General features: G+C 46.3%; 21 protein-coding genes and 1 other RNA gene. 16 read left to right on the top strand and 6 right to left on the bottom strand.

Features of this window, described 5'->3' with window-relative positions; genetic code table 11:
* Window positions 1-37 precede the first annotated feature (37 nt).
* The 9 genes from ICN39_RS02460 to rnpB all read left to right on the top strand — a co-directional run bounded on the left by ICN39_RS02460 (window position 38) and on the right by rnpB (window position 9,885).
* Complete coding sequence (locus ICN39_RS02460; protein WP_216232539.1) at window positions 38-658, top strand: SCP2 domain-containing protein; 621 nt, start codon at window positions 38-40, stop codon at window positions 656-658.
* Between the two features lie 3 nt (window positions 659-661).
* Window positions 662-2,248, top strand: coding sequence for a ubiquinone biosynthesis regulatory protein kinase UbiB (gene ubiB, locus ICN39_RS02455; RefSeq protein ID WP_216232538.1), 1,587 nt, complete (start codon window positions 662-664; stop codon window positions 2,246-2,248).
* A gap of 52 nt (window positions 2,249-2,300) precedes the next feature.
* Window positions 2,301-2,954, top strand: a complete 654-nt coding sequence (locus tag ICN39_RS02450) for a DUF502 domain-containing protein (protein ID WP_216232537.1) — start codon at window positions 2,301-2,303, stop codon at window positions 2,952-2,954.
* Between the two features lie 16 nt (window positions 2,955-2,970).
* Window positions 2,971-4,770, top strand: coding sequence for an aspartate--tRNA ligase (gene aspS / locus ICN39_RS02445; protein ID WP_216232536.1), 1,800 nt, complete (start codon window positions 2,971-2,973; stop codon window positions 4,768-4,770).
* Between the two features lie 22 nt (window positions 4,771-4,792).
* The gene (nudB, locus tag ICN39_RS02440; RefSeq protein WP_216232675.1) at window positions 4,793-5,236 is read left to right on the top strand and encodes a dihydroneopterin triphosphate diphosphatase; all 444 of its coding nucleotides are present in this window, start codon (window positions 4,793-4,795) and stop codon (window positions 5,234-5,236) included.
* Window positions 5,237-5,273: 37 nt separating this feature from the next.
* A complete protein-coding gene (locus ICN39_RS02435) occupies window positions 5,274-7,097 on the top strand; it encodes an ABC transporter ATP-binding protein/permease (RefSeq protein WP_216232535.1) in 1,824 nt (607 codons plus the stop codon).
* Between the two features lie 9 nt (window positions 7,098-7,106).
* The gene (locus ICN39_RS02430) at window positions 7,107-8,459 is read left to right on the top strand and encodes a glycerate kinase (protein ID WP_216232534.1); all 1,353 of its coding nucleotides are present in this window, start codon (window positions 7,107-7,109) and stop codon (window positions 8,457-8,459) included.
* A 1-nt stretch (window position 8,460) separates the two neighbouring features.
* A complete protein-coding gene (pyrC, locus tag ICN39_RS02425) occupies window positions 8,461-9,519 on the top strand; it encodes a dihydroorotase (RefSeq protein WP_216232533.1) in 1,059 nt (352 codons plus the stop codon).
* Window positions 9,520-9,578: 59 nt separating this feature from the next.
* Window positions 9,579-9,885: RNase P RNA component class A (gene rnpB, locus ICN39_RS02420), an RNA gene on the top strand.
* On the opposite strand, the gene ICN39_RS02415 is transcribed toward rnpB, so the two are convergent.
* Window positions 9,886-10,308 (bottom strand): OsmC family protein, encoded by a 423-nt coding sequence (locus tag ICN39_RS02415; protein ID WP_216232532.1) that lies wholly within the window; start codon window positions 10,306-10,308, stop codon window positions 9,886-9,888. It lies immediately after the preceding RNA gene.
* Window positions 10,309-10,717: 409 nt separating this feature from the next.
* Between ICN39_RS02415 and rplM the strand changes: the two genes are divergently transcribed.
* The 4 genes from rplM (at window position 10,718) to erpA (ending at window position 13,179) form a co-directional block, all read left to right on the top strand.
* Window positions 10,718-11,146: a 50S ribosomal protein L13 gene (rplM, locus tag ICN39_RS02410; protein ID WP_015422034.1), complete on the top strand. Its 429-nt coding sequence runs from the start codon at window positions 10,718-10,720 to the stop codon at window positions 11,144-11,146.
* Between the two features lie 9 nt (window positions 11,147-11,155).
* Complete coding sequence (rpsI, locus tag ICN39_RS02405; protein ID WP_072582726.1) at window positions 11,156-11,557, top strand: 30S ribosomal protein S9; 402 nt, start codon at window positions 11,156-11,158, stop codon at window positions 11,555-11,557.
* A 120-nt stretch (window positions 11,558-11,677) separates the two neighbouring features.
* Window positions 11,678-12,736, top strand: coding sequence for an N-acetyl-gamma-glutamyl-phosphate reductase (gene argC, locus ICN39_RS02400; RefSeq protein ID WP_216232674.1), 1,059 nt, complete (start codon window positions 11,678-11,680; stop codon window positions 12,734-12,736).
* 68 nt (window positions 12,737-12,804) lie between these two features.
* Window positions 12,805-13,179, top strand: a complete 375-nt coding sequence (gene erpA / locus ICN39_RS02395) for an iron-sulfur cluster insertion protein ErpA (RefSeq protein WP_068319574.1) — start codon at window positions 12,805-12,807, stop codon at window positions 13,177-13,179.
* Between the two features lie 19 nt (window positions 13,180-13,198).
* Here the strand turns inward: erpA and ICN39_RS02390 are convergent, their stop codons facing one another.
* Window positions 13,199-14,326 carry an anhydro-N-acetylmuramic acid kinase gene (locus tag ICN39_RS02390; protein WP_216232531.1) on the bottom strand — a complete coding sequence of 376 codons (1,128 nt, stop codon included), beginning with the start codon at window positions 14,324-14,326 and terminating at the stop codon, window positions 13,199-13,201.
* A gap of 76 nt (window positions 14,327-14,402) precedes the next feature.
* Between ICN39_RS02390 and tyrS the strand changes: the two genes are divergently transcribed.
* Entirely contained in the window at window positions 14,403-15,635 is a 1,233-nt protein-coding gene (gene tyrS / locus ICN39_RS02385; protein WP_216232530.1) for a tyrosine--tRNA ligase, read from the top strand.
* Here tyrS and ICN39_RS02380 read toward each other — a convergent pair.
* Entirely contained in the window at window positions 15,632-15,964 is a 333-nt protein-coding gene (locus tag ICN39_RS02380; RefSeq protein WP_216232529.1) for a hypothetical protein, read from the bottom strand. The two genes, tyrS and ICN39_RS02380, sit on opposite strands and share 4 nt — an antisense overlap.
* 159 nt (window positions 15,965-16,123) lie before the next feature.
* Between ICN39_RS02380 and ICN39_RS02375 the strand changes: the two genes are divergently transcribed.
* Both ICN39_RS02375 and ICN39_RS02370 read left to right on the top strand, forming a co-directional pair.
* Window positions 16,124-16,375 carry a hypothetical protein gene (locus ICN39_RS02375; protein ID WP_216232528.1) on the top strand — a complete coding sequence of 84 codons (252 nt, stop codon included), beginning with the start codon at window positions 16,124-16,126 and terminating at the stop codon, window positions 16,373-16,375.
* Window positions 16,375-18,750, top strand: coding sequence for an autotransporter domain-containing protein (locus tag ICN39_RS02370; protein ID WP_216232527.1), 2,376 nt, complete (start codon window positions 16,375-16,377; stop codon window positions 18,748-18,750). The genes ICN39_RS02375 and ICN39_RS02370 overlap by 1 nt, the downstream gene beginning before the upstream one ends.
* Before the next feature lie 25 nt (window positions 18,751-18,775).
* Here the strand turns inward: ICN39_RS02370 and ruvB are convergent, their stop codons facing one another.
* The 3 genes from ruvB to ruvC are packed head-to-tail and all read right to left on the bottom strand — an operon-like array spanning window position 18,776 to window position 21,002.
* Window positions 18,776-19,846: a Holliday junction branch migration DNA helicase RuvB gene (ruvB, locus tag ICN39_RS02365; protein WP_216232526.1), complete on the bottom strand. Its 1,071-nt coding sequence runs from the start codon at window positions 19,844-19,846 to the stop codon at window positions 18,776-18,778.
* Window positions 19,847-19,872: 26 nt separating this feature from the next.
* Complete coding sequence (ruvA, locus tag ICN39_RS02360; protein WP_072582729.1) at window positions 19,873-20,454, bottom strand: Holliday junction branch migration protein RuvA; 582 nt, start codon at window positions 20,452-20,454, stop codon at window positions 19,873-19,875.
* 29 nt (window positions 20,455-20,483) lie between these two features.
* Window positions 20,484-21,002 carry a crossover junction endodeoxyribonuclease RuvC gene (gene ruvC, locus ICN39_RS02355; protein ID WP_216232525.1) on the bottom strand — a complete coding sequence of 173 codons (519 nt, stop codon included), beginning with the start codon at window positions 21,000-21,002 and terminating at the stop codon, window positions 20,484-20,486.
* Between the last annotated feature and the right edge of the window lie 16 nt (window positions 21,003-21,018).

The raw sequence follows: 21,018 nt of genomic DNA, 5'->3' as shown, positions 1-21,018 counted from the left end.
GTCGGAAAACCCGCACTAGTGCGGGTTTTTTACACTCATGAACAGACATTTTTCGACTACCCATACGATTGCTTCTGGCGCAGCTTGCCGGGGGATTAATCACGTTTTGAGCAGTGAGCCATGGGCATCGACTGAGTTGGCTCGTCATGCCAGCAAAACAATTTTGTTGCAACTACCCCTGGGTAACCTGTGTTTTGAGATCAAGTCAGATGGTTTATTGGCTAGCCTGAAAGAGATTGAGGCACCTTCACTAACCTTAGAGGTTTCTGCCAAGGCTTTGAGCGACTTAGCTGGCAGCACTGGCTCTTTGCGAGAGCAGGCTTTTAAGGCGGTCAAGATCACTGGTGATGCAGACTTGGCCCAATTATTGGGCCGTCTCGCAGGGCAGTTGCGCTGGGAGTACGAGGAAGATTTAGCTCGCCTAGTGGGTGATGCGCCCGCAAACTTTGCTGTGCGGCAGGGTAAAAAGTTTGCGTCTGCCACGCGCTCTGCTGCAACCGATTTGCTGGACAATGTAGTGGAATATGTCAGTGAAGAAAAGAAAATACTTTTAAATAAACGAGACTTTATGGTCCGTAAAACCGAATTAAGTGAATTACGTGAATCTGTAGATCGTATGGAAAAACGTATTCAACTTCTAGAGCAAAAGGCTAAATAAATCGTGCGTCGAATTACCCGCCTCTTTTTCATCTTCTTTACTGCATGGCGTTATGGTTTGTTGCCACTGCTACGCGATCTTCTAAAGCCAGGCATTCGTCGCGGTTGCTTATCCGTGCTTTGTTGGATGTCTCCAGGCAGTCATTTACCTAGAGGTGAGCGTATTCGATTGACGCTAGAGGCACTAGGCCCTATTTTTGTGAAGTTTGGTCAAGTGCTTTCTACTCGTCGTGATTTATTGCCAGAAGATATTGCCAATGAGTTGGCTAAATTACAAGATCAGGTACCGCCATTCTCAAATGAAGAATCTCGTCGCTTGATTGAAGTGGATCTGGGTCAGCCAATTGAGGAAATATTTGTTAGCTTTGATGCAACGCCGGTTGCTAGCGCTTCAGTTGCACAGGTGCACTTCGGCGTTTTGCGTGGCACAGATAAGCACCCTGAGTGGGAGGGTCGTTCGGTAGCCATCAAGGTCTTACGCCCTGGCATTCTGCCGGTGATTGATGGTGACCTGGCCTTGATGTACGACTTAGCTAAGGTAATTGAAAAAAGTTCCGAAGATGGCCGTCGTTTAAAGCCGCGTGAAAACGTCTCAGAGTTTGATACCTATCTTCATGATGAGCTAGATCTCATGCGCGAAGCTGCTAATGCGAGTCAGCTACGTAGGCAATTTGCGGATTCGAATAAATTAATGATTCCTGAGATGTATTGGGATTTATGTCACACCAATGTGATTGTCATGGAGAGAATGTATGGCATCTCCATTGGTAAAACTGCAGCACTCAGAGAAGCGGGTGTTGACTTTAAGAAGCTGGCTTCTGATGGCGTAGAAATATTTTTTACCCAAGTGTTTGAGTATGGTTTCTTCCACGCAGATATGCATCCTGGCAATATCATGATTAGCCTAGAACCAGAAACATTTGGCCGTTTCATATCTCTAGATTTTGGAATCGTTGGCGCATTAAGCGAATCCGATAAAAATTATTTAGCCTTGAACTTCTTGGCATTTTTTAATCGCGATTACCGTCGCGTTGCTGAGTTACACATCGAATCAGGTTGGGTTCCGGCGAATACCCGCGTTGAAGAATTGGAAGGTGCTGTACGTTCTGTTTGCGAACCGTATTTCGATCGCCCTCTGAAAGAAATTTCTTTAGGTATCGTGCTGATGCGTTTGTTCCAAACCTCACGTCGCTTTAAGGTGGAAATTCAGCCGCAACTCACCTTGCTACAAAAAACCCTCTTGAATGTCGAGGGCCTGGCCCGTCAGCTCGATCCCGATCTGGATCTTTGGAAAACGGCTAAGCCGATTCTGGAAAAATGGGTAAGCAAGCAGTTGGGATGGCGTGGCCTCATTGATGGCATCAAGGAAGAGGCGCCTACTTGGGCCAAAATTCTGCCAACATTGCCACGTTTGATTGCTGATAGCTTAGCGCAGGCCCGCTCCCCTATAAAAGACCAAAATGGTGAATTAGAGGTCTTAAAGGCCCTTTTGTTGCAAGAAAGACGTACTCATCGTCTTTTGGCGGGCGCTTTACTCTTTGCTGGCGGGTTTTTGGCCGGAATTTTGATCACCGGCCTAGGCATTTATTAGTATCTCGCTGATTGGCTGCTAACCCGCTAAAATAGCGGGTTAGGCAGAACACATGAAAAAATACTTTATCGCTGGCATCCTCGTTTGGGCACCATTGTCGATCACCATATGGGTGATTGCTTGGGGTTTGGGTTTGCTCGACGGTGTTTTTGGCTCTGTCATGCACGCCATTATTGTGGTTCTCCCAGAAGACGCTGCCAGAGATTTACAGCATTTTCGCGACCTCCCAGGCGTAGGAGTATTGATTGTGATTGTGGTCATCCTGCTCACTGGATTGACTGCTATTAATTTTGCAGGACAGTGGTGGTTAAAGGTCTGGGATAAATTTGTTAATCGCATACCAATTGTTCGCTCAATTTATTCCAGCGTTCAGCAAGTCTCATCCACTTTATTTTCTGGGAGTGGACAGGCTTTTAGCAAAGCCTTGTTGATTCGCTATCCCCATGCTGATTCTTGGGTAATCGCTTTTCAAACTGGCATCCCTGCAAGAGAAGTGACTGCCAAATTAGGTGAAGATTACGTTAATGTATTTCTCCCGACAACCCCAAACCCAACCTCTGGTTTTTTCATGATCGTGCCACGTGCACAAACGATTGAATTAGAGATGAGTGTGGAAGAGGCTCTGAAACACATTGTTTCAATGGGCTCTGTTCCTCCCAATAGTTCTAGTGGTTTAACTGCATCCCAGTTGCCACACCATTTTTGATTTATAGGAAATTGTTATGTCAATGCGAAGCCATACCTGCGGCCAGGTAAACGATTCACTGATTGGTCAAGAAGTCACACTATCAGGCTGGGTTAACCGCCGCCGTGACCACGGAGGCGTGATCTTTATTGACTTGCGTGACCGCGAAGGTTTTGTGCAGGTTGTTTGTGATCCTGATCGCCCAGAGATGTTTGCTCTTGCTGAGCAAGTTCGTAGCGAGTTCTGCATTCAGATTAAAGGTCTTGTACGTGCGCGTCCTGCTGGTACTGAGAACACTGATTTGGTCAGTGGAAAAGTAGAGATCCTCTGTCATAGCTTGGTGATTCTGAATGCTTCTGTAACCCCGCCGTTCCAAATTGATGATGAGAATCTGTCGGAGACTACGCGATTAACTCATCGTGTATTAGATTTGCGTCGTCCACAAATGCAAAAGAATTTGCGTTTGCGTTACAACGTAGCGATGGAGTGCCGTCGCTATTTAGATGACGCTGGCTTTATCGATATCGAAACGCCAATGTTGACAAAAAGCACCCCAGAAGGCGCGCGTGATTATTTAGTGCCATCCCGTGTGCATGACGGTCAGTTCTTTGCATTACCGCAATCACCGCAATTGTTTAAGCAATTATTGATGGTTGCCGGCTTTGATCGTTACTACCAAATTACTAAGTGTTTCCGCGACGAAGATTTACGCGCAGATCGTCAACCTGAATTTACTCAGATCGACTGTGAAACTGCTTTCTTAAGCGAGTTAGAAATTCGTGATTTGTTTGAAAACATGATTCGTCATATTTTCAAGAAGACGATGAATGTTGAGCTTCCTAACCCATTCCCGACCATGCCTTATTCAGAGGGAATGGCGCGTTTTGGCTCTGATAAGCCAGATTTACGTGTGAACTTTGAATTCACGGAATTAACGGATTTGATGAAAGACGTTGATTTCAAGGTGTTCTCCGGTGCTGCTAACCAAGTGGGTGGCCGTGTCGTGGGCTTGTGCGTGCCTGGCGGCGCCGAAATTAGCCGTAGCGAAATCGATGACTACACCCAGTTCGTCAGCATCTACGGTGCTAAAGGCTTGGCCTGGATTAAGGTGAATTCTGTTGCTGAAGGCCGCAATGGTTTGCAGTCACCAATCGTGAAGAATTTACATGATGCAGCGATCGAAGGCATCTTGAAGCGCACAGGTGCTAAAGATGGCGACATTATTTTCTTCGGCGCTGATAAAGAAAAAGTAGTAAACGATGCGATTGGTAATTTACGTTTACGTATTGGTCAATCCGCTTGGGGTAAAGAACATGGTCTCTTTACTGAGGGTTGGAAGCCATTGTGGGTGGTGGATTTCCCAATGTTTGACTACGATGAAGGCGAAGCACGTTGGGTGGCTTGCCATCATCCGTTTACAAGCCCTAAAGACGAGCACATGAAGTATCTGGAGTCCGATCCTGGCAAGTGTTTAGCTAAAGCGTATGACATGGTGTTGAACGGTAGTGAGATTGGTGGGGGCTCAGTCCGCATCCACCAAGAAGCGGTTCAAAGCCAGGTATTCCGCGCATTAAAGATTAATGCGGAAGAAGCGCAGGCTAAGTTTGGTTTCTTATTGGATGCACTTCAGTATGGCGCGCCTCCTCACGGCGGTATTGCCTTTGGTTTGGATCGCATCGTGACAATGATGACTGGTGCAGAGTCGATTCGTGATGTGATTGCTTTCCCTAAAACACAACGCGCACAATGTTTGTTAACTCAAGCGCCAAGCCCAGTGGACGAGCGTCAGTTACGTGAGTTACATATCCGTTTGCGTCAAGCCACTCCTGCTGCTTAAATTAATTTAAGTAGTGCCTACCTTGAAAATCCCTATTTCGGTTTTAGTAGTTATCTACAAATCGAATAGGGATGTTTTATTGATAGAGCGCGCTGATCGCTCTGGCTTTTGGCAGTCGGTGACTGGTAGTCTCGATGCTCTGGATGAAGATCTGGCTTTTGCAGCTGCCCGTGAGGTTTTAGAAGAAACAGGTATTGCGGTAGATCAATTGCCAAAGGATGCAATGCAAAACATGCATCATCAAATTGACTATGAAATCTATCCCGAGTGGCGCTTTCGTTATGCCCCGGGTGTCACACGGAATATTGAGCATTGGTTTGCATTACAGGTTGCTAATAACACTCAAGTTACGCTATCCCCAAGAGAGCATGTAGCTTACGAGTGGCTGCCATATGAAGATGCTGCTAAAAAATGTTTTTCTCCCAGCAATGGTGAGGCTATTCTGAAATTATTTTCACCGAACTAAGTCAAGCCAAATAGTCATTTAGGAATAAGATAGAGTGATGAGACATTCATCAGGACATCATCACGGTAGCGCAGATTCAAAAACATCTCAAAGGGGTGACTGGCGCGTTATTCGCGATCTCCTACCTTATCTCCTGGAGTATCGCTTTCGGGTAATTATTGCCCTGAGTTGTTTGATTGCCGCTAAGGTGGTTAATCTCGGTATTCCGATTGTGATGAAAGAGTTAATAGACTCTTTGGATATCAAAGCAAGTTCTGATCAAGCCCTTTTAGTTGTTCCATTGGGAATTATTCTGGCCTACGGCTTATTAAGAATTTCAGCATCCTTGTTTACGGAATTGCGGGAAGCCTTATTTGCCAAGGTCACCCAGAATGCAGTGCGCAAAGTTGCGCTTCAGGTATTTGAGCATTTACATTCACTCGCGCTGAGCTTTCATCTGGCCCGTCAGACTGGTGGCGTCAGTCGAGATATCGAGCGTGGCACCCGTGGTATTCAGTCTCTCATCTCGTACTCGCTCTATAGCATCCTGCCAACAGTAATTGAGTTTTGTTTGGTACTGGGCTACCTTGCCTATTCATACGATATTTGGTTTGCCGCAATTACATTCATAGCCTTAGTCCTCTATATTGTCTTTACGGTTGTAGTTACTGAGTGGCGCACCCATTACCGCCGCACTATGAATGATATGGATTCAAAAGCCAATCAAAAGGCTATTGATTCTTTATTGAACTTTGAAACAGTGAAGTATTTTGGTAATGAAGCTTTTGAGGCTAATCGTTACGATGAAAACTTACTGCGCTATCAATCCGCGGCAGTAAAGTCACAAAAGACCTTAGCCGTATTAAATCTTGGCCAGCAGATCATTATTGCCACTGGCTTAATGTTGATTCTGTGGCGCGCTACCGTAGGTGTTGTTAATGGCACGATGACTTTAGGCGACCTGGTGCTGGTAAATACTTTAATGATTCAGCTCTATATTCCGCTTAATTTCTTGGGGGTGATATATCGTGAAATTAAGCAGTCATTAACCGATATGGATCGGATGTTTTCTCTGCTGAATACCGATAAAGAGATTGCTGATTCTCCAGATGCAAGGCCGCTGCAAGTTCATGACCAGGGACATGGTCCGGACGTAAAGTTTGAACATGTATCGTTTCACTATGACGCGAAGCGTGAAATTCTGCGTGATGTTAGTTTCACCATCCCTGCTGGAACTATTACTGCGGTAGTGGGCCAAAGTGGCGCTGGTAAAAGCACTCTCGCAAGATTGCTATTCCGTTTTTATGATGTGCAGTCTGGTGAGATACTGATCGCTGGGCAGAATATTCAAGATGTGACGCAGGCTAGCTTACGCAAAGCAATCGGCATCGTTCCGCAAGACACCGTTTTATTCAATGACACGATTGGTTACAACATTGCCTATGGCGATCCTTCCGCAACAATTGAAGAGGTACAGGAGGCGGCTAGAGCAGCTCAAATCGATGGCTTTATTAAGCGCTTGCCAGACGGCTATGACACTCAAGTGGGCGAGAGGGGTTTAAAGCTTTCTGGGGGCGAGAAACAACGTGTGGCGATTGCGAGAACGCTCCTCAAGAAACCAGCTATGTTGATTTTTGATGAAGCCACTTCAGCTCTAGATTCCAAAACAGAGCGTGCTTTTCAGGAGGAGCTGCTTAGTTTGGCCAAGAACCGCACGACACTCATCATTGCGCATCGACTATCAACGATTATTCATGCCGATCAAATTTTAGTCATGGACCGTGGGCAGATCGTGGAGCGAGGAACTCACGAAGAGTTACTTGCAGCCCAAGGAAGGTATGCGGAGATGTGGCAGATGCAAGAGCGTGCCACGGTTGATTAGAATAGCTGGATGACTCTAAACAGTTCTTCACCTTCTATGGCAGCAAGTAAAGAAGCAATTCTTAAAAACGCTTTTGCTGCCGCAGTTGCGGTTGCTGATCCACAGGTCATTGTTCCCCAGCACTTGGCAAAGATATTTCCAGCCGGGCAAGAGCCCAAGGGGAGATGCTTGGTAGTGGGTGCAGGTAAAGCCAGCGCTTCTATGGCTAGCGCGTTAGAGGCTTATGCAAGAGTGCATTGGCCAGATGCGAAATTAGAAGGTGTTGTGCTAACGCGTTACGGTCATAGCTCGCCAACTACCCATATTAATATTGTTGAGGCAGGACATCCAGTGCCTGACCAGGCTGGTATGGATGGGGCTAAAAAAGTTTTAGCATTAAGCAATCAATTGGAGAAGGGCGATGTATTGATCGCCCTAGTGTCTGGCGGTGGATCAAGCCTTCTTACCCTGCCACAAGAAGGCATCTCGATTGATGATATGCGCAAGACTACAGAAGCACTCTTACGTAGTGGCGCACCTATCGAAGAAATGAATGTGGTGCGTAAACATTTATCTGCAATCTTGGGTGGCAATTTAGCTAGAGTAGCTATTGCCCGTGGCGCACGAGTAGAGGCTTTATTAATCTCTGATGTCACTGGTGATTCGCCGGCAGATATTGCTAGCGGTCCGTGTGCTGCTGATTACTCCACGTATTTAGATGCACTCAATATTTTGCAAAAGTATGACTTGGATACACCTTCTATACCTGTGTCCGTATTGAATCATCTCAAACAAGGTTTGGCTGGTGAAAAGCCAGAGACTCTGAAAGATTCTGATTTAATTTCTGCTCAAGTAGCCAACCATGTGATTGCAACTGCCTACAAAAGTTTGGAGGCTGCCGCCGAGTATGTCCGCACTCAGGGTTACGAGCCTACTGTTTTAGGAGATACCATTACTGGAGAAGCTCAAGAAGTGGGTATTAAGCAGGCCGCGTTAGTGCGTGACTATATTGCTAAGGGAGTTGATAAACCCCTAGCCCTGATCTCTGGCGGCGAATGTAATGTGACGATTCCTGAGGGTGTCAAAGGTCGCGGTGGTCGTTGCAGTGAATACCTGCTCTCGCTTTTGGCTGCTAGCTCTGATTTGCCAAGAATAGCTGCTTTGGCTGCGGATACGGATGGAATTGACGGTAGTGAAAAGAACGCTGGCGCCTGGTTTGATAATGCTGTGCGTCAGTCAGGTCAGGACAAGGGTCTTTTGCCAGAGAAATTCTTATCAGCGCATGATTGCTATGGCTTCTTTGCAGAATTAGGCGCTTTAGTGGAAACTGGCCCTACACTTACTAATGTGAATGATTTCCGCATCATCTTGCTCGAAAAATAATATGTCTAATAGACCTACACAAATTCAACTGATTCAGCCAGACGATTGGCATTTACACATTCGTGATGGCGAAGTCATGAGGGATGTGTTGGCAGATACTGCGCGTCAATTTGCGCGTGCGATCATCATGCCGAACCTCAAGCCACCAGTCACTACTGTAGCTTTGGCTCAGGCCTATCAATCTCGCATTGAATCGAATTTAAAGTCTCTGGGGGTCAGTGACTTCACGCCTTTAATGACTTTGTACCTCACTGACAACACTTCTGCAGACGAAGTTCGTAAGGCTAAGACTGCAGGCATTGCTGCATTCAAGCTGTATCCCGCAGGTGCAACTACGAATAGCGACGCAGGAGTCAGTGACCTCAAACATTGCCATGGTGCATTAGAGGTGATGCAGGCTGTTGGTATGCCCCTCTTAGTTCATGGTGAAGTAACCAGTTCTGAAATCGATATCTTTGATCGTGAAGCGGTATTCATTGATACGGTTTTAGAGCCTCTTCGTAAAAATTTTCCTGAGCTCAAGATTGTGTTTGAGCACATCACTACCAAGCAAGCAGCTCACTATGTGCGTGATGCCGCAACGGGTGGAAAGAATACGATTGCAGCCACGATTACTCCGCAGCATCTACTCATGAATCGCAATGCCATCTTTGCTGGCGGCATTCGTCCACACAATTATTGTTTGCCTGTGCTTAAGCGTGAAGAACATCGCGTCGCTTTATTGGAGGCTGCAACTAGTGGCAACTCTCGTTTCTTCTTGGGTACGGATAGTGCGCCTCATGCAAAGGGCGCTAAGGAGGCGGCTTGTGGTTGTGCAGGTTGTTACAGCGCCTTTAATGCCTTAGGCCTATATGCAGAAGCATTTGAGAGCGTAGGCAAGTTAGATCGGCTAGAAGGCTTTGCGAGTTTCTTTGGCTCTGACTTCTATGTATTACCACGCAATAGCAAAAAAATCACCTTAGTAAAGCAAGCGCAAAGTATCCCTGCTGAATTGCCATTAGGTGATGCCACTATTGTTCCGCTGCGCGCCGGCGAAACCATTGCCTGGTCACTCGTTTAAAAAACGCAAATCATTACTTTCTTAGCCAAATTGGCCTGACTGCGTTAGACTGCAGGCGCAGAGTCAATTGGGCAATCGCCGCCTCTTTATTGAGGGGGAGGAAAGTCCGGACTCCATAGGGAAGGGTGATGGCTAACGGCCATCCACGGCGACGTGAGGAATAGGGCCACAGAGACGAGCGTATTTAGTTACGGTGAAACGCGGTAACCTCCACCTGGAGCAATCCCAAGTAAGCAGGCGATGAGGCGTCCCGCTGAGTCTGCGGGTAGGGAGCTTGAGCCGTCAGGTAACTGCCGGCCTAGAGGAATGATTGCCCCTAGATGCAAATCTAGGCGACAGAATCCGGCTTATCGATTGACTCTGCACTTATTCCCCAATGATTTCGACGCTGTAAGTCAGTTCCGCAGTTTTAGCCAGCATGGTCGTAGCTGAGCAATATTTTTCATGTGAGAGCTTTACGGCGCGATCTACCTTTGCCTGATCCAAGCCTTTTCCTTTGACCGTAAAGTGCAAATTGATCTTAGTGAAGACTTTAGGGTCTTCTGTCGCTCGCTCAGCCTGGAGAGCCACTTCACAGCCACTAATGGCCTGACGAGCCCTTTGTAGGATTAAAACCACATCAAATGCAGAGCAACCGCCGGCACCTGCTAAAAGCAGCTCCATTGGCCTCGGAGCGAGGTTTTTGCCACCAGCTTCAGGGGCGCCATCCATGTTTACGAGGTGGCCGCTGCCAGTTTCTGCGGAAAAAGCCATGCCGCCATTACCCAACCAACTTACTCGACATTCCATTATTAGTGACCCTTAACTTACTAAATTAATCAATATTATCAATAGTTTACCTATTTTATGGGAAATCAAGTTGCTGCATAGCAACATAAAAATATTGATTTTGGTCAATTTTCTTGCGTTGCACCATGCATATGGATACAATAACCATATTGGTAGTCAGTCTTGTATAAGACTGCGACTTACCTCCCAGTGTCTCCTCCACCCAAACATAGGTGGATTCCAACCCAGGACTCGTTCCTGGGTTTTTTTTAGGTTACAATTCAAGGCTTTACTGAATTACCGAGCCGGTCAGCGGTAATTTGTTGTACCAAGTAAATTGCAGAATCTGCGAGCTTGCAAATATAAGCAGGGCCAAGGTGGACGTAATTTGATTGGAGTAATTTTTTTGACTATAACAATTTGAGAAATCATGAAAACTTTTTCTGCAAAATCCCATGAGGTAGTGCATGAATGGTTCGTGATTGACGCTACGGACAAAGTCCTCGGTCGTGTCGCCAGTGAAGTGGCACTCCGTCTACGCGGCAAGCACAAGCCTGAATACACCCCACACGTTGATACTGGCGACTTTATTGTCGTTATCAATTCTTCTAAGCTCCGTGTCACAGGCACAAAAGGCTTGAACAAAATTTATTACCGTCACAGCGGATACCCAGGTGGTATTAGCTCGACTAACTTCGACAAGATGCAAGACCGTTTCCCAGGTCGTGCTTTAGAGAAGGCTGTGAAGGGTATGTTGCCAAAAGGCCCACTAGGTTATGCCATGATTAAGAAATTAAAAGTCTACGGCGACGCCAGTCATCCGCATGCGGCTCAACAGCCAAAAGCGTTAGAGATTTAAGGAACCCAAATGGCTATTAATTACGGAAATTGGAATTACGGTACTGGTCGTCGCAAGAGTTCTGTGGCGCGTGTATTTATTAAATCTGGCAAAGGCGAAATCATTGTTAATGGTAAGCCTATCGATGCTTATTTTGCTCGTGAAACATCACGCATGATCGCTCGTCAGCCTTTGGCTCTCACAGCCCACTTAACGACCTTTGATATCAAAGTAAACGTTTCTGGTGGCGGTGAAACTGGCCAAGCTGGTGCAGTTCGTCACGGTGTTACTCGTGCATTGATCGACTACGACAACGCTTTGAAGCCAGCTCTGTCTAAAGCAGGTTTGGTAACTCGCGATGCTCGTGAAGTTGAGCGTAAAAAAGTTGGTCTGCACGGCGCGCGTCGTCGTAAGCAGTTCAGCAAGCGCTAATTCTTTCAGTCGCTCAAGTTTTATCGAAAGGGTCGCGCAAGCGGCCCTTTTTGTTTCTACAATTGAGGTATTCAGAAGTTTTAAAAGAAACTTCTCATGATCGGTATTTTGGAGAATGGCATGATTAAGGTTGGTATCGTAGGCGGCACTGGATATACCGGAGTGGAGTTGTTGCGTTTATTGGCACAGCATCCCGAGGTAGAGCTCACCGCAATTACTTCTCGCACAGAAGCTGGCATGCCAGTTGCGGACATGTTTCCATCTTTACGTGGCCGCGTATCTCTGAAATTTACGACGCCTGATGAAGCTAAGCTCAATGAATGTGATGTGATGTTCTTTGCAACCCCACATGGTGTTGCGATGGCACAAGCAAAAGAGTTGCTCGCTAACAATGTGAAGATTTTGGATCTTGCTGCAGACTTTCGTTTGAAGGATGTCAAAGAATTTGCAAAGTGGTATGGGATGGAGCATACCTGCCCAGAAATTTTGGCTGAAGCAGTTTATGGTTTGGCGGAGATTAATCGTGAGGCCATTAAGAAGGCGCGCGTAGTTGGTTTGGCGGGCTGCTACCCAACCTCAGTGCAGCTTGGCCTTGCTCCTTTACTGTCGCCTAGATCGACTGGTGGTAAACACCTCATCGATGGCACGCATATTATTTCTGATTCAAAGTCAGGTACTTCTGGTGCTGGCCGGAAAGCGGAGATCGGCACGCTATTGTCTGAAGCAAGCGACAACTTTAAGGCCTATAGTGTTAAAGGACATCGTCATCTCCCTGAAATCGAGCAGGGCTTAAAAGCAATCGCTGGCCATGATCAGATCGGTTTGACCTTTGTGCCGCATTTAACCCCGATGATTAGAGGTATCCATTCGACACTGTATGTCCGCTTGACTGAGGCTGGTAAAGATGTTGATTACCAAAAGCTGTATGAGAATTTCTATAAGGATGAGCCGTTTGTCGACGTCATGCCAGCAGGTAGTCATCCAGAGACGCGTTCTGTACGGGGTAGCAACGGCATTCGGATTGCGATTCATCGCCCAGGCGGTGGTGATACTTTGGTTATTTTGGTGGTTGAAGACAATTTGGTGAAGGGTGCTTCAGGCCAGGGTGTGCAGTGTATGAACCTGATGTTTGGGTTGCCGGAGACTACAGGCCTTACCCAGATCGCCGTTTCCCCATAATGACCCTTCAGCAAGCTGGGCATTAAAAGCCTAAAATAAGATATTGCCTTTTGAATTGGGAGTAAATCATGACCGAACTAGCTACACAACCTGCACAAGATTTAGCCGAGCCACCAACCCCATTGGTGTTCACGGATAGCGCTGCTGCGAAAGTGGCGGACTTGATTGCTGAAGAAGGCAATCCAGAATTGAAGCTGCGCGTATTCGTACAAGGCGGTGGTTGCTCAGGTTTTCAGTATGGCTTCACATTTGATGATGCTGTGAATGAAGATGACACCCTCTTTGAAAAGAATGGTGTTACTTTGTTAGTGGACTCAATGAGCTTCCAATATTTAGTTGGCGCTGAGATTGATTACAAAGAAGATATCAATGGATCACAATTTGTGATTAAGAATCCGAATGCGCAAACTACTTGTGGTTGCGGATCTTCCTTCTCTGCATAACTAAAAAAAATTTAATGATTTAAGCGGGATAGTAAGCACCTAGAATTCTAGGACCCTTCGCTCCCGTAACGGCCGGCAAATTTGCTGGCCGTTTTTCTTTGTGGGCCCATGCAAGCCATGCAAAGGCAAGGCCCTCTACTAGCTGTGGATCAATTCCTGCGGACTCACTTGTAGAAATTTCTAGGGGCTTTTTGAAAAAATTCTGCGACTGCACTTTGAATAAATTCATCAAGGCATTATTTCTGGCGCCGCCCCCACAGATAATCAGCTTTTGGGTTTGCGGGGCATGACGTGCTAAAGCTTCGAGGGCTGAGTGGGCAGTGAGGTGCAGCAATGTAGCTTGCACATCTTCGGAAAGATAATTATTAGCACCTATTTTTTCTTGCAACCAAGCAATATGAAAGTCGTCTCTACCAGTGCTCTTGGGTGGAGCTTTTACAAAGAAAGAATCAGACAACATTTTCTCAAGTAATGCTTCATTGACTTCACCCTGCGATGCCCAATTACCATTTTCATCAAAGGTATTGCCTTGGTGCTCGTATATCCAGGCATCCATCAACATATTTCCAGGACCACAATCAAAACCGGTGACTTCACCATTCTTTGGAAGCAGTGTGAGATTAGCAATGCCACCAATATTGAGAATGGCTAAATTTTTATCTTCTACAAATTGCTGTGCATGAAACGCGGGGACTAAAGGCGCACCATGCCCACCCGCAGCCAAATCCCGACTTCTAAAATCCGCAATCACATCAATTCCGATTTTTTCGGCCAAGAGGGCTGGGTTGAGTGTTTGATGTGTATAGGCCATGTCCCCAAGATGCGGTTGGTGGCGAATCGTTTGTCCATGTGCACCGATGGCGGAGATTTCAGAAGGCTTTAGATTTGCTTTTTTGAGCAGCTGACCAATGGCTTCTGCATACGCCAGGGCCAAGGCATTGCCTGCCTGTTTCTCGCGATGGAGTTCATTTGAGCCAGGACTTTGAAGCTCAGATAGGGCCTGGCGGAGCTCTGGAGAGAAGGGGGTGCTAATTGCCTCTAGAGCGCTAGCTTCCCCATTGGGGCCAATCTTGGCCAGAACGGCATCTATCCCATCCAGGCTGGTGCCGGACATCAGGCCGATATAGAGGGAGTGGTGTTTGTTCATGTAGCTCTCAGGAATGCGACAATTATGCTTTAGCAATTTAACTACTAATTTAACTGAATCAGCAATCCGAATCAGCATGACGGCTAAACCAGAACAAAAATATCCTTTGACCCCCGAAGTCTTTGCGGCGCTTGAAGTCACCAAACGTGGCTGCGATGAGCTATTGGTTGAGGCGGACTGGGTTCAGAAACTGGCTCGTAGCCAAGCTACCAAGACGCCATTGCGGATTAAATTGGGTTTAGATCCAACAGCTCCAGATATTCATCTTGGCCATACCGTTGTATTGAATAAGTTGCGCCAGTTACAAGATTTAGGTCATACCGTTATTTTCTTGATTGGTGATTTCACCAGCATGATTGGTGATCCATCAGGCCGTAACGCTACCCGTCCTCCATTGACCGCAGAAGAAATTGCCGTCAATGCAGAGACTTACTATCGTCAAGCGAGTATGGTGCTCGATCCCTCAAAGACTGAAGTGCGTTACAACAGTGAGTGGTGCGACCCTTTGGGTGCGCGCGGCATGATTCAGTTGGCTGCTAAACATACTGTTGCGCGTATGTTGGAGCGTGATGACTTTACTAAGCGCTATCGCAATGGCATACCCATTTCGATTCATGAGTTCTTATATCCACTGATGCAGGGTTATGACTCTGTTGCGCTCAAGAGTGATTTAGAGTTGGGTGGTACAGATCAGAAGTTCAATCTTCTGGTTGGTCGTGAACTCCAGCGTGAATATGGCCAAGAGCCTCAATGTATTTTGACGATGCCATTACTAGTTGGTCTGGACGGCGTTGAGAAGATGAGTAAGTCTAAGGGCAATTACATTGGTATCAGCGAGCCTGCTGGCGATATGTTTGGCAAGCTCTTAAGTATTTCGGATGATTTAATGTGGGATTACTTCACGTTGCTGTCATTCCGACCAATGGCTGAAATTGATCTCATGAAGCAAGAAGTTGCTGCTGGCAGAAATCCAAAAGATTGCAAAGTACTGCTCGCTCAAGAAATCGTTGCACGCTTTCATTCACAAGCTGCAGCAGAGAAAGCATTAGAGGACTTTAACCACCGTGCTAAAGGTGGCGTGCCTGACGACATTCCAGAGGTAAATCTTTCTGGAGCGCCAATGCAAATCGCTAGTCTCTTGAAGGCTGCAGGCTTGGCACCATCAACATCAGAAGCGAATCGCAATATTGAGCAAAACGGCGTAAAGATTGATGGTGTAACCGTTGCTGATAAGCAATTAAAGGTTGAAGCCGGTACTTATGTAGTGCAGGTAGGCAAACGTAAGTTTGCGAAAGTCGCACTAGCTTAATTGCACTTGGTGTATTTGCGTTTCTTGGCATCCAGAAGATAGCTATCAAATACTAGTAGCGGATCGAATTGCTTTTCTCCCAGAATGGCAAACTTAAATCCTTTTGGAGTGGCTTGGTTTGAGCCAAACCAAGAGTAGGCTGTCATCACCCGGATAGTCTTGCCATTCACAGTTAAATCAACATCCGAGGCAGTTCCATTCTTCTCGGGATTGACTAGGCGATATTCAATAACAGTCTTGCCATGGCAATAAACAACACCTTCTGGCTTCTCTATAGCGCTGACCGGCATAGAAAGGCATATAAATAGGGTGATAAGAGCTCTGAACATATAAAATATTAATAATTCCAATAATGATATATCCGTATGAATCTTAAGTCACTTATCCTGTCTTGTTTTGCAATTCTTTGCATCAGTTCTTGCACCACATACCGATATGAATATATTGCCCCGCCCACTGAAAGCGGTAAAACATGCGCTATTCATTGCATGAGCACTAAGAATGTTTGTTACAACGGCGCACAGGCTCAAGCCCAGACCAATGTGAATGCTTGTCATCAGCAAAATAGTTATAGCTATCAAGCCTGCGTTAATCGTGCGCAAAGCCACGATGATGTGAAGAAATGTAATCCCAATCCGCAGTACTGTTCTGCAAATCCAAATTACTGGAACTGCGACGAATCCTATAGACAGTGTTTTGCCGCTTGTGGTGGCACAGTTAATGTTTATAAGAATGAATAATGAAAAATAGATGCCTAAAGGCTTTTTCGTTGGTTGCAGTATTGCTGGCTTTTAATCAGGCATTTGGCGCATGCAGCAATACTGGAGACCCAATCAGCATCACTAGTAGTTGCGAAGACTTGAGTATTAATAATACGGTCTCTGGTGTAACGATCGCCTCAGGCGCGACTGTAAGCGCATTCTTTGCTACGGATGCAATCAATATTGGAACCTCAGGCAATGTAACCAATACATTTCTTAACTTAGGAACGATTAGCAACGGAATTTACTGGAATGGTTTGGTAAATAACGGCGTGATTAACACACTTCAGAACCAAGGGGTCATTACTAGTAGTTCTCGAAGTGGATTGATTAACAGTGGAAATATAGGAACATTAACCAATACCGGCACCATCAATTCTGGTGCAAGTGGAAATAGCTACGGCGCCATAGTTAATAACAATCAAATTGGTACGCTAAATAACTCTGGCACCATTTCAGCTACAGTCGGCATGGGGGGTAACGGAGCTTACGCCATACAACAAAACGGTCATATTGGTACGCTGAATAATTCAGGCACTATTTCTGCGCAGAACAATGCAATTTATTTCCAACCAGCCTTTAGCTCCAGGATTGATACTTTAATAAATTCAGGAGCTATTCAGGGTGGAGTTAATGGCTCAGGCTCTTCTACTTTCGCCAGTGCAATCGTACTAGGTGTAGCTAACTCTATTGGCACCATTACCAATACGGGAACAATTGATCACAGCGTTTGTAGTGGGGGCACCTGCTATGCCGCTATTGAAAATAATGGGGGTAGTATTGGGACAATTAACAACTTAGGCAATCTAACAAGCGGTAATACTGGTAACAGTGGCTATGGGATTATCAATAGCACTACGGGAACAATCAGTACGCTGAACAACCTTCAAAGCGCTTTGACCTATTCTGGAAATTTACCTAGTAATTACAACATCATTATTAATAGCCCAACTAGTTATGGAGGATTGATTGCTTCTTCTTTAACTACAGGTACACAAACTAATTTTGGTATTGATATAACTCGCTCCATCATTCCGCTCAATACAACTACCTACAGCTCAGTTTTTACTGGGCTTACAGCTGCAAACATTAATTCATCCACTACAAGCGGTACATTTGGTGGCGGTGCTCTAGTAACAACAGCTTGGCTTTTATATAACCCATCGGGCGGCACTTCTTGGGATTTATTGACAACCAAGACAGTTAATCCTTCATTTGCTGTGGCTGGTAGTAGCGCAGGTACAGCCGTAGCTTCTGTTTTGGCCAGTCAAGCCAGTAATACAACATTGCAATCTAACGGCATATCAATTGGTGCAGCGGTGAGTGGCTTAACTGCGGCGCAAGCTCAGAACTTATCTCAAGTTCACGCTGAAGGTTACTCCTCTAACATGACCATTGGCCTTGAGCAGATGGCGCACATTACCAATACAGTCATGGATCGTATTCATGCGCCTATGAGTGCCTCGCCTTCTACCAAGGTTTATCAAGATGATGAAGGTCGTTATTTATGGGCAGATGCTGCAGCTGTACGAGGCACTGTCAATAATTACAACAACCTGGCTGGCTTTGGTTACAACCTATACGACATCATTATCGGTGGTGACATTAAACGATCTAAAGATGGTGGCTTTGGTGTATTTGCTGGAACGGGCACCACCTCGATGACTGAGAGCCAGCAAGTCACACAAAACTTCAACACTAACAACTTTTATGCTGGTTTGTATGGAGCGCGTAACTTTGCAGAGCAGGTTAAGCTTTCTGGCGCACTGGGTTATATGTATGGCAGCACGAATGCCAATAGAAGCACTCCTAATGTGGGGGATTTGGTTGGTGGAAACGCAACCAGCTCCTTTAAGTCCAATGGCGTATATGCAGCTGCAAAGCTAGCAAAAGCGTATCAAGCGGAAAATTTCACTGTTTCACCATTCGTGGGCGCATCATATTCTCAACTCTGGATGGGTGGAGCGAGTGAGCAGGGTGGTAATACGTTTAACTACGGCATAAATTCAGCAACTGCTTACACTGCTGTGACGTTTGCGGGCGCAGATTTTATCTATCCACTACTCAAAGGAACCAATGATCTATTGTCATTAATTGGTTTCTATAAGTTCGGTTATGACTGGTATGCCAATAGTGCTTCAGCCCATACAGTTACCGCAACCACCTCTTTCAGTGGAAGTACTCAATCATTCGCACAGGTTGGCGCCAATATGGGACCAGTTTCCAACATGGTGGGATTGGGTATTCAAGGTGGAATCACCAAAGAGATATCTGCACGTATTGGTGCAGTGGCCTCCTATAACACTTATGGTCATGAATACGGTGGTGGTGCAGAACTCAGATTTAAGTTCTAACCCTTAAAAATATAGACTTACTTAATTACAAGTCCAGGCTAGCACTTCCACTGGGTGGAGTTAACCCAAAGTGTTCATAGGCCTGGCGAGTTGCTACTCTGCCCCTTGAGGTTCTTTGTAGGTAGCCTTGCTGAATGAGGTAGGGCTCCAGCACATCTTCAATGGTGTCACGCTCTTCGCCAATCGCTGCTGCCAAGTTATCGATACCTACTGGGCCACCATCAAATTTGTGCAAGATCGCTTCTAAGAGTTTTCTGTCCATCACATCAAAGCCACTTGGATCCACGTCCAGCATCTTCAGTGCTGCATCAGCCATGGCTTTAGTAATCGTGCCAGTGCCTTTGACTTCTGCGTAGTCGCGCACCCTTCTGAGTAAGCGATTGGCAATACGAGGAGTGCCACGAGCCCGTTTGGCAATTTCTACGGAGCCTTCTGGATCGATATCAGCCTTAAGTAAGCTAGCTGAGCGATTAATGATTTTGGTGAGCTCTTCAGTTGTGTAGAACTCGAGTCTGGCCACAATACCAAAGCGATCGCGCAATGGATTGGTGAGCATGCCGGCACGAGTAGTCGCGCCAATCAAAGTAAATGGTTTGAGATCAATCTTTACGCTGCGTGCTGCAGGGCCTTCGCCGATCATGATGTCTAGGCTGTAATCCTCAAGTGCCGGATAAAGAATTTCTTCTACTACTGGAGATAGGCGATGAATCTCATCAATGAAGAGAACATCGTTTTCTTCTAGGTTGGTGAGTAAGGCTGCAAGATCGCCTGGCCTATCAAGCACTGGGCCGCTAGTTTGACGAAGATTTACGCCAAGTTCTCTTGCAATGATATGAGCAAGAGTGGTTTTACCAAGTCCAGGAGGCCCAAATAAAAGAACGTGATCCAAAGCCTCTTGGCGTGCCCTCGTAGCGCTGATAAAAATCTCTAATTGTGCTCTGGCCTTAGTTTGGCCAACATACTCATCGAGTTGTTTGGGTCGTAGGGCTCTTTCGAAGACGGCCTCGGCATTGCCTGCTGAACCGCTCACAATGCGGTCATTATTCTCTGGTAAATCTTCCGGGATAGAGCTGAGGTCGTCTGTATGAATTGCCATGCTGAGAGTTTAGTGCTGTTTGGCTATTAAGCCTTAGATAGATACTTCAATCCCATACGGATGCCATCGGAAACACTGGTATCGGGTGGAATTTGCTTGAGTGCTAAAAGCGCTTCTTTTTCTGAGTAGCCTAGAGCCAAGAGTGCTTGTAATACTTCGCTACTGGCTTCAATCGCTTGAGGCTTGTCACCTGTAATGCCTAGGTCTGGAGCTAGCTTGCCTTTGAGCTCTAAGCAAAGGCGCTCAGCTGTTTTCTTACCAATGCCGGGTACTTGAGTAAGACGCCCAGCTTCTTGAAGCGCAATGGCTTGGGCTAGTTCATTAACACTCATGCCGGAAAGAACTGCTAGTGCTGTGCGCGAGCCAACACCACTAATTTTAATGAGCTGTCGAAATGCTTCACGTTCAGTTTCGGTGGCAAAACCAAAAAGTTGCTGCGCATCTTCACGTACTTGGAAGTGCGTTAGAAGAGTGATTTTTTGACCAGCCTGAGGCAATTGATACAGCGTGCTCATGGGTACATCCACCTCATAACCAATCCCTTGGCAATCGACCAAAAGACGAGGAGGGTGAACTGAAACGAGAGTACCTTGAATGCGACCAATCATGTGGAGATCTTAACCTGTGATGTGTATTTTTACTTGCTACGTTTCTTGGGAGCCAAGGCAGCAGTAATTGCTTTTGGTATTTGTGCGTGATGAGCAGCGCAAATGGCAACACCTAGTGCATCAGAGGCGTCAGTACCTGGGGCGCGATTGAGTTTCAGGAGGCGCTTTACCATTTCTTGGACCTGAGGCTTGGATGCTCTGCCAGTGCCAACAATGGACTGCTTGACTCTTAAGGCGCTGTACTCAGCTACTGGGAGTTTTTCAGAAACAAGGGAGGCAATGACTGCACCCCGAGCTTGGCCCAACATCAGCGTAGAGCGGGGATTAACGTTTAAGAAAACCTCTTCGATCGCGGCAGACTCTGGGTGATAGGTCTCTAAAACTTCTTTAACGCCTGCGTAAAGGGCGCCTAAGCGTTCAGGCAAGCCTTTGGCTGGATCACCGCTCTCAATCGTCCCAGAGGCTACATAAGTCAGTTTTTGGCCATCGACATCGATGACTCCAAAACCGGTAGTCCGTAAACCTGGGTCGATTCCTATCCAGCGCATGAGTTTGTTTATAACC

It is taken from the genome of Polynucleobacter sp. AP-Reno-20A-A9 (assembly GCF_018882085.1).
Taxonomy (GTDB): Bacteria; Pseudomonadota; Gammaproteobacteria; order Burkholderiales; family Burkholderiaceae; genus Polynucleobacter.
The sequence above is the reverse complement of the archived record's forward strand: the minus strand, read 5'-3'. Positions and strand labels throughout refer to the sequence as shown.

What these genes read in the sequence shown, in the direction of transcription:
- ICN39_RS02460 (WP_216232539.1), top strand. Translation starts at nt 38, where the DNA reads ATGAACAGACATTTTTCGACTACCCATACGATTGCTTCTGGCGCAGCT.
- ICN39_RS02450 (WP_216232537.1), top strand. Translation starts at nt 2,301, where the DNA reads ATGAAAAAATACTTTATCGCTGGCATCCTCGTTTGGGCACCATTGTCG.
- aspS (WP_216232536.1), top strand. Translation starts at nt 2,971, where the DNA reads ATGTCAATGCGAAGCCATACCTGCGGCCAGGTAAACGATTCACTGATT.
- ICN39_RS02435 (WP_216232535.1), top strand. Translation starts at nt 5,274, where the DNA reads ATGAGACATTCATCAGGACATCATCACGGTAGCGCAGATTCAAAAACA.
- ICN39_RS02430 (WP_216232534.1), top strand. Translation starts at nt 7,107, where the DNA reads ATGACTCTAAACAGTTCTTCACCTTCTATGGCAGCAAGTAAAGAAGCA.
- pyrC (WP_216232533.1), top strand. Translation starts at nt 8,461, where the DNA reads ATGTCTAATAGACCTACACAAATTCAACTGATTCAGCCAGACGATTGG.
- ICN39_RS02415 (WP_216232532.1), bottom strand. Translation starts at nt 10,308, where the DNA reads ATGGAATGTCGAGTAAGTTGGTTGGGTAATGGCGGCATGGCTTTTTCC.
- rplM (WP_015422034.1), top strand. Translation starts at nt 10,718, where the DNA reads ATGAAAACTTTTTCTGCAAAATCCCATGAGGTAGTGCATGAATGGTTC.
- rpsI (WP_072582726.1), top strand. Translation starts at nt 11,156, where the DNA reads ATGGCTATTAATTACGGAAATTGGAATTACGGTACTGGTCGTCGCAAG.
- argC (WP_216232674.1), top strand. Translation starts at nt 11,678, where the DNA reads ATGATTAAGGTTGGTATCGTAGGCGGCACTGGATATACCGGAGTGGAG.
- erpA (WP_068319574.1), top strand. Translation starts at nt 12,805, where the DNA reads ATGACCGAACTAGCTACACAACCTGCACAAGATTTAGCCGAGCCACCA.
- ICN39_RS02390 (WP_216232531.1), bottom strand. Translation starts at nt 14,326, where the DNA reads ATGAACAAACACCACTCCCTCTATATCGGCCTGATGTCCGGCACCAGC.
- tyrS (WP_216232530.1), top strand. Translation starts at nt 14,403, where the DNA reads ATGACGGCTAAACCAGAACAAAAATATCCTTTGACCCCCGAAGTCTTT.
- ICN39_RS02380 (WP_216232529.1), bottom strand. Translation starts at nt 15,964, where the DNA reads ATGTTCAGAGCTCTTATCACCCTATTTATATGCCTTTCTATGCCGGTC.
- ICN39_RS02375 (WP_216232528.1), top strand. Translation starts at nt 16,124, where the DNA reads ATGAGCACTAAGAATGTTTGTTACAACGGCGCACAGGCTCAAGCCCAG.
- ICN39_RS02370 (WP_216232527.1), top strand. Translation starts at nt 16,375, where the DNA reads ATGAAAAATAGATGCCTAAAGGCTTTTTCGTTGGTTGCAGTATTGCTG.
- ruvB (WP_216232526.1), bottom strand. Translation starts at nt 19,846, where the DNA reads ATGGCAATTCATACAGACGACCTCAGCTCTATCCCGGAAGATTTACCA.
- ruvA (WP_072582729.1), bottom strand. Translation starts at nt 20,454, where the DNA reads ATGATTGGTCGCATTCAAGGTACTCTCGTTTCAGTTCACCCTCCTCGT.
- ruvC (WP_216232525.1), bottom strand. Translation starts at nt 21,002, where the DNA reads ATGCGCTGGATAGGAATCGACCCAGGTTTACGGACTACCGGTTTTGGA.